At 64.5% G+C, this 14,993-nt stretch carries 13 protein-coding genes and 1 pseudogene; 7 read left to right on the top strand and 7 right to left on the bottom strand.

Features of this window, described 5'->3' with window-relative positions:
• The first annotated feature begins 58 nt into the window (after positions 1–58).
• The 4 genes from AC1ROK_RS25655 to AC1ROK_RS25640 all read left to right on the top strand — a co-directional run bounded on the left by AC1ROK_RS25655 (position 59) and on the right by AC1ROK_RS25640 (position 5,098).
• Positions 59–994 (top strand): MurR/RpiR family transcriptional regulator, encoded by a 936-nt coding sequence (locus AC1ROK_RS25655; protein ID WP_492852245.1) that lies wholly within the window; start codon positions 59–61, stop codon positions 992–994.
• Between the two features lie 15 nt (positions 995–1,009).
• Complete coding sequence (locus tag AC1ROK_RS25650) at positions 1,010–1,759, top strand: sugar isomerase domain-containing protein (RefSeq protein ID WP_492852243.1); 750 nt, start codon at positions 1,010–1,012, stop codon at positions 1,757–1,759.
• A gap of 64 nt (positions 1,760–1,823) precedes the next feature.
• Complete coding sequence (ngcE, locus tag AC1ROK_RS25645; RefSeq protein WP_492852241.1) at positions 1,824–3,197, top strand: N-acetylglucosamine/diacetylchitobiose ABC transporter substrate-binding protein; 1,374 nt, start codon at positions 1,824–1,826, stop codon at positions 3,195–3,197.
• Between the two features lie 11 nt (positions 3,198–3,208).
• The gene (locus tag AC1ROK_RS25640; protein WP_492852239.1) at positions 3,209–5,098 is read left to right on the top strand and encodes an ABC transporter permease; all 1,890 of its coding nucleotides are present in this window, start codon (positions 3,209–3,211) and stop codon (positions 5,096–5,098) included.
• A 124-nt stretch (positions 5,099–5,222) separates the two neighbouring features.
• Here AC1ROK_RS25640 and AC1ROK_RS25635 read toward each other — a convergent pair.
• Positions 5,223–5,417 (bottom strand): annotated as a pseudogene (locus tag AC1ROK_RS25635) (IS110 family transposase); the annotation flags it as partial.
• 248 nt (positions 5,418–5,665) lie between these two features.
• Here AC1ROK_RS25635 and AC1ROK_RS25630 point away from each other — a divergent pair.
• On the top strand, positions 5,666–6,409 hold the full coding sequence (locus AC1ROK_RS25630) for an outer membrane protein (RefSeq protein ID WP_492852237.1): 744 nt from the start codon (positions 5,666–5,668) through the stop codon (positions 6,407–6,409).
• Between the two features lie 45 nt (positions 6,410–6,454).
• On the opposite strand, the gene AC1ROK_RS25625 is transcribed toward AC1ROK_RS25630, so the two are convergent.
• From AC1ROK_RS25625 to AC1ROK_RS25605, 5 genes are all read right to left on the bottom strand, one after another.
• Positions 6,455–7,306 (bottom strand): carbohydrate ABC transporter permease, encoded by an 852-nt coding sequence (locus AC1ROK_RS25625; protein WP_492852235.1) that lies wholly within the window; start codon positions 7,304–7,306, stop codon positions 6,455–6,457.
• Positions 7,296–8,231, bottom strand: coding sequence for a carbohydrate ABC transporter permease (locus AC1ROK_RS25620; protein WP_492852233.1), 936 nt, complete (start codon positions 8,229–8,231; stop codon positions 7,296–7,298). The genes AC1ROK_RS25625 and AC1ROK_RS25620 overlap by 11 nt, the downstream gene beginning before the upstream one ends.
• A gap of 87 nt (positions 8,232–8,318) precedes the next feature.
• A complete protein-coding gene (locus AC1ROK_RS25615) occupies positions 8,319–9,533 on the bottom strand; it encodes an ABC transporter substrate-binding protein (RefSeq protein WP_492852231.1) in 1,215 nt (404 codons plus the stop codon).
• Positions 9,534–9,619: 86 nt separating this feature from the next.
• Complete coding sequence (locus AC1ROK_RS25610; protein WP_492852229.1) at positions 9,620–10,402, bottom strand: DUF4037 domain-containing protein; 783 nt, start codon at positions 10,400–10,402, stop codon at positions 9,620–9,622.
• A gap of 29 nt (positions 10,403–10,431) precedes the next feature.
• Entirely contained in the window at positions 10,432–11,754 is a 1,323-nt protein-coding gene (locus AC1ROK_RS25605) for an alpha-L-fucosidase (protein ID WP_492852227.1), read from the bottom strand.
• Between the two features lie 212 nt (positions 11,755–11,966).
• Between AC1ROK_RS25605 and AC1ROK_RS25600 the strand changes: the two genes are divergently transcribed.
• Positions 11,967–12,974 (top strand): LacI family DNA-binding transcriptional regulator, encoded by a 1,008-nt coding sequence (locus AC1ROK_RS25600; RefSeq protein ID WP_492852225.1) that lies wholly within the window; start codon positions 11,967–11,969, stop codon positions 12,972–12,974.
• An 85-nt stretch (positions 12,975–13,059) separates the two neighbouring features.
• Here AC1ROK_RS25600 and AC1ROK_RS25595 read toward each other — a convergent pair whose 3' ends face one another.
• A complete protein-coding gene (locus tag AC1ROK_RS25595) occupies positions 13,060–13,674 on the bottom strand; it encodes a hypothetical protein (protein WP_492852223.1) in 615 nt (204 codons plus the stop codon).
• Positions 13,675–13,724: 50 nt separating this feature from the next.
• Here AC1ROK_RS25595 and AC1ROK_RS25590 point away from each other — a divergent pair, with 50 nt between their 5' ends.
• A complete protein-coding gene (locus AC1ROK_RS25590; RefSeq protein WP_492852221.1) occupies positions 13,725–14,888 on the top strand; it encodes a M20 aminoacylase family protein in 1,164 nt (387 codons plus the stop codon).
• Positions 14,889–14,993: the final 105 nt, after the last annotated feature.

Below are 14,993 nucleotides of genomic sequence, written 5' to 3'. Positions count from 1 at the left end.
TTCATCCGCACAGCGGCCTTCTTGAGAGTGATTTTCAGGGTATGGGCTCCTAACATAGATGACCGCCATCGCAAAGACGTTCAGCGTTCTGGACCGGATCAGGACTTACCAGTCCCAGATGCCGGGTACGATGGCGAAAATCGCAGCGGTGCTCATTGACGATCCCAAGGCGCCGCTGAACCTCTCGATCACTGATCTGGCCGAGCGGGCCGGGACCTCGGCCGCCAGCGTCACGCGTTTCTGCCGGATGATCGGCTATGGCGGTTACGCGCAACTGCGCGTCGGCATCGCCGAGGATGTCGGCCGCGGCGGCGCCAAGGCGGCGTGGATCGGCGAAATCGGCCGCTCCTTCGGCCCCGACGACTCCCCGGACGAAATCCGCAACGCCCTGCTCAACACCCACGTGCTGTCGCTGCAGACCACGGCGGGGCTGCTCGATATGCCCACCGCGATCCGCGTGGCGCAGGCGATCGTCAACGCCCGGCAGCTCGACGTCTATGGCGTCGGCGGCAGCGCGCTGACGGCGCTCGAGACCGAGGCGCGGCTCTATCGCATCGGGGTCAACGTCCATACCTGGGCCGAGGTGCATAACGGGCTGACCAGCGCCGCCATACTCGATGATCGATGCGTCGCCATCGGCATCTCCAACACCGGCCGCACCGACGAAACCATCCAGATGCTGACCGTCGCCAAGGCGTCGGGCGCCCATACCGTGGCGATCACCGGTAACCCGGATTCGCCGCTCGCCCGGCTCGCCCATGACGTGCTGATCGCCGCTTCGCCCGATGGCTACCTGCAGCCGGCGGACCTGTCGGCGCGGCACTGCCAGCTGTTCGTGGTGGACCTGCTCTACCTGTTGATCGCGCAGTCGAATTTCGACCGCACGACGCGCTTCCTCGCCGCCTCCGGCGCCGCGGTGGCGCCGCGCCGCCGCCCGATGCGGGGTGGCGCCTTGCCTAGCACTGCCGCGCGCCGCGCGACGGCCCAGACCTAACGGAACCGAGTGATTATGACCGACCTGACTACGCAGTTTCATACCGAAGTTTCGACCCGCCTTGCCAAGCTCGCCGGCCCGAACCAGGCGATCGACGACACCATCGCGCTGGTGGCCGACGCCGTGGCGGCCGGCGGCGTGGTGCAGGCCTTCGGCACCGGTCACTCGGAAGCCTTCGCCATGGAAATCGCCGGCCGGGCCGGCGGGCTGATCGCGGCCAACCGCATCCCGCTGCGCGCCCTGGTGCTGCGCGGCGGCAAGGACCTGTCGATCCTCGGTGGCGCGGCGCTGGAGCGCGATCCGAACGTCGCCGAGAACCTGCTCTCGCTCTACGACATCGACAAGAACGACGTGTTCATCATTGCCTCGAACTCGGGCGTCAACGGCTCGATCGTCGGGCTGGCGCTCGCCGCCAAGGCGCGCGGCCACAAGGTGGTGGCGGTGACCAGCTTCGACCACACCAGCAAAGTCACGCCCAAGCATCCGAGCGGCAAGCGCCTCAAGGAAGTAGCAGATATCGCCATCGACAACCTCGCTCCCTTCGGCGACAGTACGCTTGAACTGGAGGGTGGCATGGGCGTCGGCGCAGTCTCCTCGCTCACTGCAGCATTCATTGCTCAGCGCATCACCATCGGTGTGGCGGAAGCGCTGCTCAAGCGCGGCAAGACGCCGCCGCTCTATATTTCGGCAAATATTCCCGGGGGCGACGAGCACAATCGCGCTCTCGAAGATCTTTACGGCAAGCGTATCCGTGGGGAATCCTGAGGGATTTCGGAAACGTTTGGCGTGGGGCCTAACGACTAAATACTTGGAGAAGGGAAGGAACTAAATGTTCAAAAAGACCATCGACCGCCGCAGCTTCTTGCTCGGCACGACGGCTCTGGCGGCGGCAGCGCCGTTCGGCGGGCTGCTCGGTTCGACCAGCGCGTTTGCGCAGGATGCGGCCAATCCGTTTGGCCTCGCCGACGGCTCGACCGTTGACGCCGTGATCTTCAACGGCGGCTACGGTATCGACTATGTCGAGTTCGCCGCCAATCTCGTGCAGAAGAACCACCCGACCGTCACCGTCAAGGTGTCGCCGTCGACCCAGATCGCCCAGGAACTGCAGCCGCGTTTCCTCGGCGGCAACCCGCCGGATCTGATCGACAACTCGGGTGCGCAGGCCATCGGCTTTGCGGCCATCATCGACCAGCTCGAAGACATGAACTCGGTGCTCGACGCGCCGAGCCTCGAAGGCACCAAGATCCGCGACACCCTGGTGGGTGGCGTCGAGAAGCCGGGCACCTTCGGCGACAAGTTCGTCGCGCTGAACTACGTGATGACCGTCTACGGCATCTGGTACTCGGCCTCGCTGTTCGAGGCCAATGGCTGGACCCCGCCGACCACCTGGGCCGAAGCGATCGAGCTCGGCAAGGTTGCCAAGGAAAAGGGCCTCTACCTGTTCGGTTGGGGCAAGGAAGCGGCGACCTACTACCGCACCACCGCGGTCGCCTCGGCGATCAAGGCGGGCGGCGACGAAGTGCGTCTGGCTGTCGACAACTTCACCCCGGGCTTCTGGTCGCATCCGGCGTTCCAGGCCGTCTTCACCGCGCTGCATGAGATCATCTCGGGCGGCATGATGAAGCCGGGTGGCGCGGGCACCCAGTTCACCGCTGCGCAGGCGCAGTGGTCGAACGACCAGTCGTTCCTGCTCTATCCGTCGGGTTCGTGGATCGAGAACGAGATGAAGCCGGCCACCAAGGCGGACTTCAAGATGACCGGCATGCCGGAACTGTCGATCGACGCCAACGACAAGCTGCCCAAGACGGCTCTCCACGCCACTGCCGGCGAGCCGTTCATCATCCCGGCGGGCGCGCTGAACCTTGCCGGTGGCAAGGAGCTGCTCCGCACGATGCTCTCGAAGGAAGCCGCGACGAACTTCGCCAAGACGAAGCTCGCCCCGACCATCGTCAAGGACACCGTGCCGGCCGACGGTTTCGGCTCGACCGCTCTGGTTTCGCAGTCGAAGCTCCTCGCGGACGCCGGCAACGACGTCTTCACCTGGAACTCGTTCGACCTCTACGGCACGAACCAGGACGAGCTCGTCGTCTGGAACAGCTTCCTCGATGGCAAGCTTGACGTGGCAGCCTTCACCGCCGCGCTCGAGGCGATCACCAGCGCCGTCTACAACGATCCCTCCGTCACGAAAGTCGAAGTGAAGTAATGGACAGCACGATGGCGAGGGCACCGGCCACGACAACCCGTCGGTGGAAACTTCCGAGTCTCGAGAGTTCCAGCTTCGCGCTGGTGTTCCTGGGGCTCCCCCTGGCGATCTACGTGATCTTCGTGATCTCGCCATTCGTGCAAGCCTTTTACTACTCGATGACCGATTGGTCAGGCTTTTCGAAGAAGATGAACTTCGTTGGCCTGGCCAATTATTTCACCTTGTGGACCGACCCGGTCTTCACCAAGGCGGTCTACAACTCAATCGTCCTGGTGGTGGTGCTGCCGCCACTGGTCATTATCCTGTCGGTGACGCTGGCGACGCTGGTGACCATTGGCGGGGTGACCCGCGGCGAGATCCAGGGTCTCAAGCATTCCGGCATCTACCGGGTGATCTCGTTCTTCCCCTACACCGTGCCGGCGATCGTCATCGGCATCCTGTGGGCGCAGATGTACGACCCCTCGAGCGGGTTGCTGAACGGTATCCTGACCGCGCTGGGGTTCGATTTCTTCAAGTCCTTCGCCTGGCTCGGCGACGAGCGCACCGCCATGGGCGCCTCGATCTTCGTCATCGCCTGGTCGATGGTCGGCTTCTACATGGTGCTGTTCATCGCGGCGATCAAAGGCATCCCGGCCGAGGTCTACGAGGCGGCGCGCGTCGATGGCGCCGGCCGCTTCCGCACGGCGATCTCGATCACCGTGCCGATGATCCGCGACAATATCCGCACCGCTTACGTCTATCTCGGCATCCTGGCGCTCGACGCCTTCGTCTATATGCAGGCGCTCAACCCGAGCGGTGGGCCGGCCAACTCCACGGTGGTGATTTCGCAGCACCTGCTGAACACCGCCTTCAAGAAGGGCAAGTTCGGCTACGCGACCTCGATGGGCGCGACGCTGGCGATCATCACGCTGATCTTTGCCGCGCTGGTGTTCTTCGTGTTCTGGTGGACCGGCCGTCCGCCCAAGTCGAAGCCGGCAGCCATCGTCGCAGCGCCCGCCATTCGCTCGGCCGCGGTCGCGACGCCGACCAAGCCCGTGGCGCAGTTCGAGCATCCGGTGGCGAGAAAGACCATCTGGACCGACAAGACCGTCGCCACCATTTCGCACATCGCGCTGATCGCCTGGGTGGTGATCATCTGCGCGCCCCTGCTCTGGGTGCTGATGAGCTCGTTCAAGACGACGCAGCAGATCTTCGCGTCGCCCTTCACGCTGCCCACCAGCTTCAACTTCGACAACTACGTGTCGGCGTGGACCTCGGCGTCGATCGGCACCTATTTCTTCAACACGGTGATCGTTGTCGGCTTCGCGCTAGCCATCGTCATGCTGCTGGGCTCGATGTGCGCCTATTACCTGGCGCGCTACGAGTTCAAAGGCAGCAAGATCATCTACTACCTGATGCTGGCCGGGCTGACCTTCCCGATCTTCCTCGCCGTGGTGCCGCTGTTCCAGACGCTGCGCGGCTTCGGGCTGCTCAACACCTTCCCCGGCCTGATCATCACCTATGTGGCGTTCGCGCTGCCGTTCACGGTGTTCTTCCTCTATGCCTTCTTCCGCACCCTGCCGCAGGAGATCGCCGAGGCGGCAATGATCGACGGCGCCGGCCCGTGGCGCATCTTCTTCACCATCATGCTGCCGATGGCCAAACCCGGTATCGCCTCGGTGGCGATCTTCAACTTCCTCGGGCTGTGGAACCAGTTCCTCCTGCCGATCGCCCTCAACACCAACACCGCCAACTACGTGCTGAGCCAGGGCATGGCGTCGTTCGCCTCGCAGGCGGGCTATGCGGTGAACTTCGGCGCGCTGTTCGCCGCTGTGGTGATCACCGTGCTGCCGGTGCTCGTGACCTACATCATCTTCCAGCGCCAGCTGCAGGGCTCGGTGCAGACGGGCATGCTGAAGTAGGCACATCGATTGCAGGGTTCGGAGCGGGGCGTCCTGAGCGGCGCCCCGTTTGTTTTTGGGGTAAGCGCCGGGCTTTGCAGTCGGCGTCCCTCCCCCGCAAGCGGGAAAGCATCTGTGTTTACAGTCAAACAGTTTTGGGTTGGGTGGGCTGCCAGGGCCGGTTCTGCGTGAACAGGGTGTTTGCGAGCACGACGAGCTTTCGCATGATCGCCGTGAGGGCGACCTTTGCTGGCTCGCCGGCGTTGCGCAGGCGCTGGTAGACGGCCTCGAGGTCACGGTTGTACCGGGCGGCGCTGAGGGCGGCCATGTAGAGGGGACGCGTGGTGCACCGACGGCGGATGTCCTACCGCCCGCCCATCCCGGGGCGCATCGGCACGAAGTGACAGGAAGTGCAACTTCGTGACGTTGTTTGGAATTTCACGAAAACATACTGTCTGGAGGCGACCGGAGACGGGCGAAAGCCGGTCTGGCCGGCATCTGTCCTAGTCATATCTCAATCTAACGGTCGGCTCGCCATGTCTTGCGACAATCCTGAGCGCATCCAACAAGAACATATCCAGGTGAGGAATGAATAGAACTATAACCGCCGTCCTATCAATAATTTGTCTTACGAGCGCAGCTCCTGCTGCAGACCTGATACTTGATGTCGACCAGTCTCCGGCGGCCCCCGTAGATTTAGAGCTTTTCGACTGGTCCGGCGCCTATATCGGCGGTCATCTTGGATATGTGAGCGGACAGCAGAGCGACAACCTGCCCCCGCTGCCTGAGGGCGGGAAAGATCCGCTGCCGCAGCGGCCGGTCGAAGACCAGTCGGGTGCCGCGCTGGGCGGGCTCCATGCCGGCCACAATTGGCAGAGCGGCGGTTTCGTCTATGGCCTCGAAGGCGACGTGGACTTCACCGGCCTGAAGCGCGGCAAGAATTTCAACACCTACAACGGCAACATCAGCCTGGGCGGTTCGCTGTTTATGGAGAGTGACTTGCAGGCCTCGTTGCGGGCGCGCGCCGGTCTCGCGATCGACTCGTGGTTGCTTTACGGGGCTGCCGGTATCGCCGTGGCCCGTGCTGAAGTTTCGGCTGTCGGCAACCCGAACTCGATCACCTATCCGCTCGTCTCGGACACCAACACCCATGTCGGATGGACGGTCGGAGCAGGCGTCGAGACGGCGTTCTCCCCCAACTGGATCGGGCGGGTCGAAGCCCGCTACACCGATTTTGGCGCCGAGGCCTACGATCTGGGCGTATTCGGCCATGAGGTCGAGTCGCGTTGGAGCCAGACCTCGGTCAACGTCGGCCTGAGCTACAAGTTCTGACCTCGCCGGAAGGCCCTGCGGAACGCAGGGTCTTTCGCTTTGCCCCTACCTCCCACCCATCCCCGCGTTCAGCGCGATCGAGTTATAGATCAGCTTCTGCAGCAGGATCGCCAGCACGATGCCGGGGAGCATGGAGAGGGCGGCGCCGGCCATGATGTAGTTCCACTGCGTGCCCTGCTGGGTCTGGAAGTGGGTGAGGCCGACCGGCAGGGTGGCGTTTTCCTGGCCGGTCATGACGATCAGCGGCCAGAGGAAGTTGTTCCACTGGGCGATGAAGGTGAAGAGCGAGAGCAGCCCGATGGCCGGCATCGACAGCGGCACGATGATGCTGATGAGGATGCGCAGCCGCGAGGCGCCGTCGATCAGCGCCGCCTCCTCGAGCGAGTCGGGGATCGAGAGGAAGAACTGGCGCAACAGGAACGCCCCGAAGGTGCCGAAGGCGACCGGCAGGATGACGCCCTGGAAGGTGTTGACCATGCCCAGGCTGTTGACGATCAGGAACAGCGGGATGATCAGCATGATCGAGGGCACCATGAGCGTGCCGACATAGCCCAAGAGCAGCGCATCGCGGCCGGGGAATTTCAGCCGGGCGAAGGCATAGCCGGCAAGGCACGAGACCACCACGGTGATCACCGTGACGCTGCCGGCGACGACCATCGAGTTGAGAAAGAAGCGGCCGAACGGCAGCTCCGACCAGGTCTTGGCGAAATTGTCCCACTGGAACTCCTGCGGCAGGATGCGCACCGGGATGGCCAGCACCTCGGCGTTCGAGCGCACCGCGTTCGACACCATCCAGAAGAACGGGAACAGGAACAGCAACGCTACGAGGATCAGCGCACCGTGGTTGAGGATATCGAGCGCCAGGGTGACGCGCCGGGACCGGGCCTTAGTTGTCATAGTGCACCCACTTGCGCTGCAGCCAGAACTGGAGGGCGGTCAGCGCCATGATCAGCGCGAACATCACCCAGGCGATGGAAGAGGCGTAGCCCATCTGGAAATTCTGGAAGCCGCGCTGGTAGATGGCATAGCCCAGCGTGGCGGTGGCGTTGCCGGGGCCGCCGCGGGTCATCACGTAGATCTGGTCGAACACCTGCAGCGAGGTGATGGCGGTCATCACCGTGCCGAAGAACAGGGTGGGGGAGATCAGCGGCAGGCGGATTTTCCAGAAGCGATCCCAGGCGCTGGCGCCATCGATCTTTGCCGCCTCGAGGTAGCTGGGCGGCACCATGTCGAGCGCCGCGTTGAACAGCACGGTGTTGTAGCCGACATTGGCCCAGAGCGAGACGATGATCACCGCCTGCATGGCGAGGGTCTGGTCGGTCAACAGGTTCGGCACGCCCAGCGACAGCGACTTCATGACGAAATCGAAGAAGCCGCCCGGCGCGAAGATCAGCATCCAGACGATGGCGACGGCGATTCCGGGTGTAAATGTGGGGAGGAAAAACACCACCCGGAACCACCGTTGCCCTCGCTTGAGGCTGGCGATCCAGGTCGCGAGCCCCACCGAGATGATGATGTTCAGCACCAGATATTCGACGGTGAAGAACAGCGTGTTGCGTAAGACGGTCCAGAATTGCGGGTCGGCAGTGAACAGCCGGACGTAGTTCTGGATGCCGACAAAAGCGGGTTTGCCGAGCAGCTTCCAGTTGGTGAAGCTCAGCGCCAGGGAGGCGATGATCGGCAGCACCAGAAAGAGCAGCACACCCAAGAGGCTGGGCAGGAGGAAGAAGAAGGCCGTGCGGCCCTCGCGTCGTCCACGGCGCCTCGATTGGCGGGCGGCCGGGGCGCTGGTCGCGACCGCGGTATCCTGGATAAGCGTCATGGGCACCTCCTCCCTCGCGGCGCCTGTGACAGCGCCATTGCAGTAGGTAACGCCCGGCAGGATTCGGGGCCGGCCGGGCGTCGGGACTTACGGCAGCTGGCTCTGGATATCGGCCAGCACCGCGTCCGTGGTGTTGTCGCCGTTGAGCGCCAGCGGGAGATACTGGGTGATCAGGTTCTCGAACTCGTTCCAGCTCTCATTGATGCGGAACGGGGTCGAATGCTCGAAGGAGTATTGCAGCGTCTCGCGGGCGCCGGCGACATCCTTGGCGGCCACGTCGTACCAGAACTTCTGCTCGGCGAGGCGGCCGGGGAGCGCACGACCGGCCGAGGCGAGGATCTCCGCGGCCTTGGGACCGGTCAGCACCTTCAGCGCCTTATAGGCCTCGTCCTTGTGCTGGCTGGCGGCCGAGATGCCCCAGCCCGAGCCGGCAGTGATGTAGCGCGACGGGCCTTCGCCGCGCGGCAGCGGCGCGACGCCGACCTTGAAGCCGACTGAGGCCTGCGTGGTCAGCAGCGACCAGGGACCGTCGATCACCATGGCGGCGTTGCCGGCGGCAAAGCGCCCGCTGCCGGTCTGGGCGCCGGCACCCGAGGCAAAGACCGGCGAGGCCTTGGCGACCGCGACGAGGTCGACGAGCTTGCCGACTGCCGCGGCATAGCCGGGGTTGGTCAGGTCGAACTGGTTGGCATCGTTGAAATACTCGGCCCCGAGGGCGACCGGCTGGGCGATGAAATCGAAGGCCTGCACGGCGTAGCCGAAATTGTCGCCGCTGGTCAGCTTCTCGGCGGCGGCCTTGAAATCGTCGAAGGTCCAGTCGGGCTTGGGTTCGGCAATGCCGGCCTCGGCGAACTTGTCGCGGTTGTAGAACATCAGCCACGGGCCGACGTCATAGGGCAGGGCGTATTGCACGCCATCCTGCGACAGGCCGCTGATGATCGAGGGTTCGAACACCGACTTGTCGAAGTTGTCGGCGGCGATGAACGGATCGAGCGGCTCGAGCACACCGTAGAAGCTGGGCATGCGCATCGACTGCATGGCGACGAGGTCGGCGATCTGGCCGGACGAGGCCAGCACCGGCAGGCGGGTCCAGTAATCGGTCCAGCCGGAGAATTGCGGCGTCACCTTGATGTTGGGGTATTCGGCCGTCACCAGGTCGGCGAGGCTCTGGAACAGCGGGGTATCCTTCTCGTCACCCCACATCTGCCAGGTCAGGTTCACCTGCTCTTGGGCGAAGCTGGCGGTGGACAGGATGGCGGTGCCGGCGAGCGCCAGGGCAGCCAAAGCGTGCGTAAACTTCACGATGTGTCTCCTCAATCACAAGTAGTCGTTGGGTCTTCGGTTTCTTGGTCTTCCGGAGTCCTCGGCTCCGGCGTCACCACGGCCGGTCAGGCCGCGATCAGCACCTCCAGATCAGCGATCATGGAAATGAGTTCGGTGCGCTGGCGGTGGAAGGCGTCGGGGTCGCGCCCCGGCTCCAGGATCGCCGCCATGCGGGAGGTGAAATCGGGCGGCAGCAGTGGCAGGTCTGCCGCCATCGGCAGGTTCCAGCCATCGCCCGGGTAATAGGCGCGGTTGAGCGCGAACACGACCTGCAGGATCGCGTTGGCAAGCTTGCCGGTGATGCCGACGAGGAAGACCAGGTCGCGCCGGTCGACCTTGCTCTCGTAATGATAGTCGGCAGCCCAGTAGTTCAGGATCTCGCGGTACTGCTTGAGCACGGACGCGCGCAGCGGTTCCGGATAGCAGGCGAGCCGGTCCTTCCAGTCGGCGAGCCGGCTTTCCGGATCACTGACGATCTGCTGGCTCGAAAGATCGGTCGGCAGGTGGTAACCCCAGATGGTCCACTCGAAGCTCTTGGGGATGGCGGTGCCGCTGAGCCAGGCGCCGAGATCACTCTCGACGCCGGCATAGCTGCGCATCCACACCCCATCCATGCGGATGCCCTGCGACTGCCAATCGGCCATGGCCGCCTCGAAGCGGTTCCATTGCGCGGTCTGCTTCAGGTCTTGCCGGTAGGCATGGGCGTAGACGCGGAAGTCGTAGTCCGACTGCCGGTCGGACCGGCCCTTGCCGCGCGACCCGGCGAGCGCCACGGCGCCGGCGCCGTCCTCGGCGAGGTCGGCGACGAGCGGAGCTATCGCCGCGATCAGTTCGGCTTCGTGCGCCATCGCGTCACCAGATGCTGCCGGATCCCCTTTCAATCCTTGAGGATCAGTTCGACCACCGGGGTCACCACATCGGGCTTCAGCACCGGCAGTTCGAGCGTCAGCATGCCGTCGCCGACGGCGACGCCGATGTTGGAATCGACCTCGGCATCGGGGTCGAGCCAGTGGATCTCGCTCGCGTCGTGCAGGAACTGCGCATATTTCACCTTGCGCCCCAGCCCCGGGATATGGACGTGGCGGAACGGCCAGGTCTGGAGGTGGAGGTAGAGCCGGTTGCCCTTCTGGGTGAAGCGGGTGCCGGCCGGCGCCTGGTATTCGGACGGTCCGGCGCCATAGATCGAGCGGCCGTTGACATGCAGCCACTCGCCATAGGTCTCGAGCGCGGTGACGGCGCGCTTGTCGAAGGTGCCGCGGGCCGTGGGCCCGACATTCATCAACAGGTTCCCGCCGAGCGCCACGGTATCGATCAGGATGTTGATCAGCTGGCCGGCGTCCTTCCAGGTGTTCTCGTCGCGGTGATAACCCCACGAGCCCGAGAAGGTGTGGCAGACTTCCCAGCGCACCGGCTTGCCGTTGATGGTGGGTGCGACGCGCGGCGTATACTGCTCGGGCGTGGCGAGATCCTTGGGGAAGTTGCCGTCGGTGGGCAGGTCCAGCCGGTCGCCGACGATGATGTTGGGCTGCAGCTCGCGCACCAGCCCGATCAGTTCTTCGGACTGCCAGTCCGCGCGGCCCTTGCCGGGCATGCCCTTGTACTCGCGCTTGGGATAGCTGAAGTCGAACCAGATCACCGAGATTTCGCCGAACCCGGTGAGCAGCTCGCGCACCTGATTATGCATGTACTCGGCATACTTTTTGACATCGCGGCTCTTGTTCATCTCGAGCGCATCGGGGTGGTTGCGCAGTGGATGGATGCCGTCGATCGGGAATTCCGGATGGTGCCAGTCGATCAGCGAATAGTAGAAGCCGACCTTCAGCCCCTCGGCGCGGAACGCCTCGACATAGGGCTTCAGCAGGTCCTTGCCGTAAGGGGTGTTGGTCGCCTTGTAGTCGGTGAACTTCGAATCCCACAGGCAGAAGCCTTCGTGGTGCTTGGCGGTCAGCACCACATACTTCATCCCGGCCTCGCGCGCCCGGCGCGCCCATTCCTTGGGGTCATAGAGGTCGGGGTCGAAGTTCTCGAAATATTTCCGATAGGTTTCCGGCGCGATTTCCTCGCGGTGCTGCACCCATTCGTGGCGCGCGGCGAGGGCGTAAAGGCCGAAGTGAATGAACATGCCGAAGCGGTCGTTGCTGAACCAGGCCTTGCCCGCCGACGAGTCGAGGCCACCGCTGACGGTGAGTGCGCTATCCAATCTATCCTCCTTGGTCCGGTTATCGAACCGGTTCGATTTTCATCCTGATGTCGACCGTGCGATGAGTCAAGGCGGATTCTGGAACAGGGCGGTTCGGTGGATTTCAGTTGCGTGAAGCCCTGCAACTGCTAGGTATTGCAACAGAATTGTCCGCCGAGCGTCCCACCAACCTGGCTCCCATCCCGGATAGAAGCGGTTCGAGAACAAGACTGATGGCCACCATTCGTGACGTAGCGAGGCTCGCTGAAGTCTCGGTCTCGACCGTGTCGCTGGCGCTCAGCAATCCGGGCCGGGTGAGCCAGAAAACGCTGGAGCGGATCCGCAGCGCCGTGGCGGCGGTGGGCTATGTCGCCGACCCGCTGGCGCAGAGTCTCGCGCGTGGACGCTCGAAGATGATCGGGCTCGTCGTCGGCAATGTCGGCAACCCGTTCTTCGGCGATATCCGTCGTGAGCTCGAGAATTATGCGCTCGAGCACGAGCATTTCGTGCTCATCGCCGATTCCTCGGGCAAGCTGGAGCGCGAGCAGGCGCTGGTCGAGCACCTGATCGGGCTGAAGATCGCCGGGCTCGCGCTGGCGCCATCGAGCTTCGGGCCGGACTATGTGCGCTTCGTCGAGAGCCTCAAAGTGCCGATGGTCTGCTTCGACCAGAAGGTCGCGGGGATCGAGCGCGATTTCGTCGGCTCGGACAATTACCTCGCCGGCGCCATGCTGACCGAGCATCTGTTGCAGCTTGGGCACCGGCGCATCGCCTTCATCGCCGGCCCGCAGCACATGCACACGGCCTCGGAGCGTTATCGCGGCTTCGTCGAGACCATGGCCAGCGCCGGGGTGGAGGTGAACCCCAACTACGTGGTCGACGGCCAGTTCACCCGCTCGGCCGGCTACGAGGCGGCGATGCGGCTGCTGATTCAGCCGGAGCGCCCGACCGCCATCCTCGGCGCCAACAATGCGGTGGCGCTGGCGGCGCTGCAGGCGATGCAGGAGCTGGGCTTCAACTGCCCGGGCGACATCTCGCTCTGCATGATCGACGACGTGCAGTGGAGCAACGTCATCACCCCGCGCATCACCATGGTGGTGCAGGACACGCTGAAGCTCGGCGGCATCATCGCGCGGCGATTGCTGCACCGGATCACCACACCGGATGCGGCGGCGGAACCACCACAGGATTTCGTGCTGTCGCCGAAATTCGTGCCGGGGAATTCGTGCCGGCGGGTGTGACGGGTTGTTCGCGGTACTTGCGCTGGTGGTGCCACACCGCCCCCTCCCAGGAGGCGAGGGGACGATGGGGCACCGCCAGTGCAGATCAAGCCGGCCGGATCAGCGCTTCGCTGCCGATCGGGGTGAAGCCGAGGCTGAGGAAGGCCCGTAGCGAGCGGGCGTTGCCGGGCGAAACCGCGGCGAACAGCAGTTCCCCCTCGGGCACGAGGCCCACCGCTTCCTTGATCAGCGAGGTGCCGAAGCCGCGATTGTGGGTGTCGGCTTCGACGCTCAGTTCGCGCCGCCCGGCGAGGCCGGCGCCGATGGTGATGAGGCCGCGCTCATCGCCATAGACGCGGACATCGGCGCGATATTGCCGGGCGTACTTCACCCGCGGGTGATCGTCGGCGTCGGTACGGAGCGGCAGGCTCGAGCGACCGGTGCCGCGGGTATAGAGCATCGCATCGATGACGCCGATGAAGCCGTTTGGTCCGGCCAGCCAGCGCAGGAAATCCGGCGCCATCGAGGCGCCGAAACCATCCGGGCCCTGGCGCAGCACCTCGTCGGGCGAGCGCGCGGTGGCGACGACGGCGTGGCCGGTGAAGGCCACCGAGCATTCCCAGCCGCCGGCCAGCGGCGGCAGCACCGTGACGCCGCCATCGACGGGCGGGAAGCGCCCTTCGGCGGCGCCGGTGAGGAGATCGAGCAGGGGGTGGTGCATCGCGTAAGCTGTTCTATCGGGGTCGGAAGTCTGCGATACAGGCGCTCGCCATGAAAGTCACTCCGCCGATTTCCGCCCCGAACGACATCGCCGATTTCATCGCCCTGCGCCGCCGGCTGCACGCCGCGCCGGAGCTGAGCCGCGAGGAATTCGCCACCAGCGCGCTGGTCGCCGAACTGCTCACCGGCTGGGGCTATGAGGTGGCGACCGGCATTGGTGGCGCCGGTGTGGTGGCAACGCTTACGGCCGGGGCAGGGGAGCGCACGATCGGGCTCCGCGCCGATATGGACGCGCTGCCGATCAGCGAAGCGACCGGCCTTCCGTATGCCAGCGCCAATCCGGGCGTGATGCATGCCTGTGGGCATGACGGGCACACCACCATCCTGCTTGCTGCGGCGAAACAACTGGCGGAGACGCGCAATTTCTCCGGCACGGTGCGGCTGATCTTCCAGCCGGCCGAGGAGGTCGGTGGTGCCGTGCAAATGATCGAGGATGGGCTGTTCGAGCGCTTCCCGGTCGATGCGCTGTTCGGCATGCATAACTGGCCGGGCGTGGCGGAGGGCGAGTTCCGTTTCGTCGACGGGCCGGCGATGGCGGCGGTCGACTGGATCATCATCACCATCAAGGGCAAGGGCGGGCACGGCGCCATGCCGCATGAGGCGGTGGATCCGATCGTCGCCGCCTCGTCGCTGGTGCTGGCGCTGCAATCGATCGTCTCGCGAAACATCGACCCCCTGGAAAGGGCGGTGATCACCGTCGGGATGATGCATGGCGGCTCGATGCCCAATGTGATCCCCGACAGCGTCGAGTTGCAGCTCAACACCCGCGCCTTCACCGAGGCGGTGCGCGACCGGATCCGCGAACGGATCAAGCTGCTGGCTGAGGCCCAGGCGGCGAGTTTCGGCGCGGTCGCCGAGGTAGTGCATCCACCTGGCTTTCCGGCGCTCTTCAACCACCACGACGAGACGATGTTCGCCCGGCAGACGGCGATCCGGCATTTCGGCGAGAGTAAGGTCGGGACGCTGAAACCGCTGCTGGTGAGCGAGGACTTTGCCTTCATGCTGCAGAAGCAGCGGGGGAGCTACCTGTTCGTCGGGAATGGGGCGAGCGCGGATCTGCATAGCCCGAAGTATGATTTCAATGATGCGGTGATCGAGCCGGCATCGCGGTATTGGGTGGCGCTGGTGGAGGATTTTTTGGCGGCGAATGGGTAGGGGCGATCGTCTAACCACAACGCTCGCCCAAAGCTCGGTGTCATCCCTGCGAAAGCAGGGACCCAACTCACCGCCGGCACCAGCTGATAGATGGGTCCCTGCTTT

The sequence above is a fragment of the Devosia sp. GW821-FHT12F11 genome (assembly GCF_058806655.1).
The sequence above is the reverse complement of the archived record's forward strand: the minus strand, read 5'-3'. Positions and strand labels throughout refer to the sequence as shown.

Coding starts and splice junctions, on each gene's coding strand:
- AC1ROK_RS25655 (WP_492852245.1), top strand. CDS start 59: ATGACCGCCATCGCAAAGACGTTCAGCGTTCTGGACCGGATCAGGACT.
- AC1ROK_RS25650 (WP_492852243.1), top strand. CDS start 1,010: ATGACCGACCTGACTACGCAGTTTCATACCGAAGTTTCGACCCGCCTT.
- ngcE (WP_492852241.1), top strand. CDS start 1,824: ATGTTCAAAAAGACCATCGACCGCCGCAGCTTCTTGCTCGGCACGACG.
- AC1ROK_RS25640 (WP_492852239.1), top strand. CDS start 3,209: ATGGCGAGGGCACCGGCCACGACAACCCGTCGGTGGAAACTTCCGAGT.
- AC1ROK_RS25630 (WP_492852237.1), top strand. CDS start 5,666: ATGAATAGAACTATAACCGCCGTCCTATCAATAATTTGTCTTACGAGC.
- AC1ROK_RS25625 (WP_492852235.1), bottom strand. CDS start 7,306: ATGACAACTAAGGCCCGGTCCCGGCGCGTCACCCTGGCGCTCGATATC.
- AC1ROK_RS25620 (WP_492852233.1), bottom strand. CDS start 8,231: ATGACGCTTATCCAGGATACCGCGGTCGCGACCAGCGCCCCGGCCGCC.
- AC1ROK_RS25610 (WP_492852229.1), bottom strand. CDS start 10,402: ATGGCGCACGAAGCCGAACTGATCGCGGCGATAGCTCCGCTCGTCGCC.
- AC1ROK_RS25600 (WP_492852225.1), top strand. CDS start 11,967: ATGGCCACCATTCGTGACGTAGCGAGGCTCGCTGAAGTCTCGGTCTCG.
- AC1ROK_RS25595 (WP_492852223.1), bottom strand. CDS start 13,674: ATGCACCACCCCCTGCTCGATCTCCTCACCGGCGCCGCCGAAGGGCGC.
- AC1ROK_RS25590 (WP_492852221.1), top strand. CDS start 13,725: ATGAAAGTCACTCCGCCGATTTCCGCCCCGAACGACATCGCCGATTTC.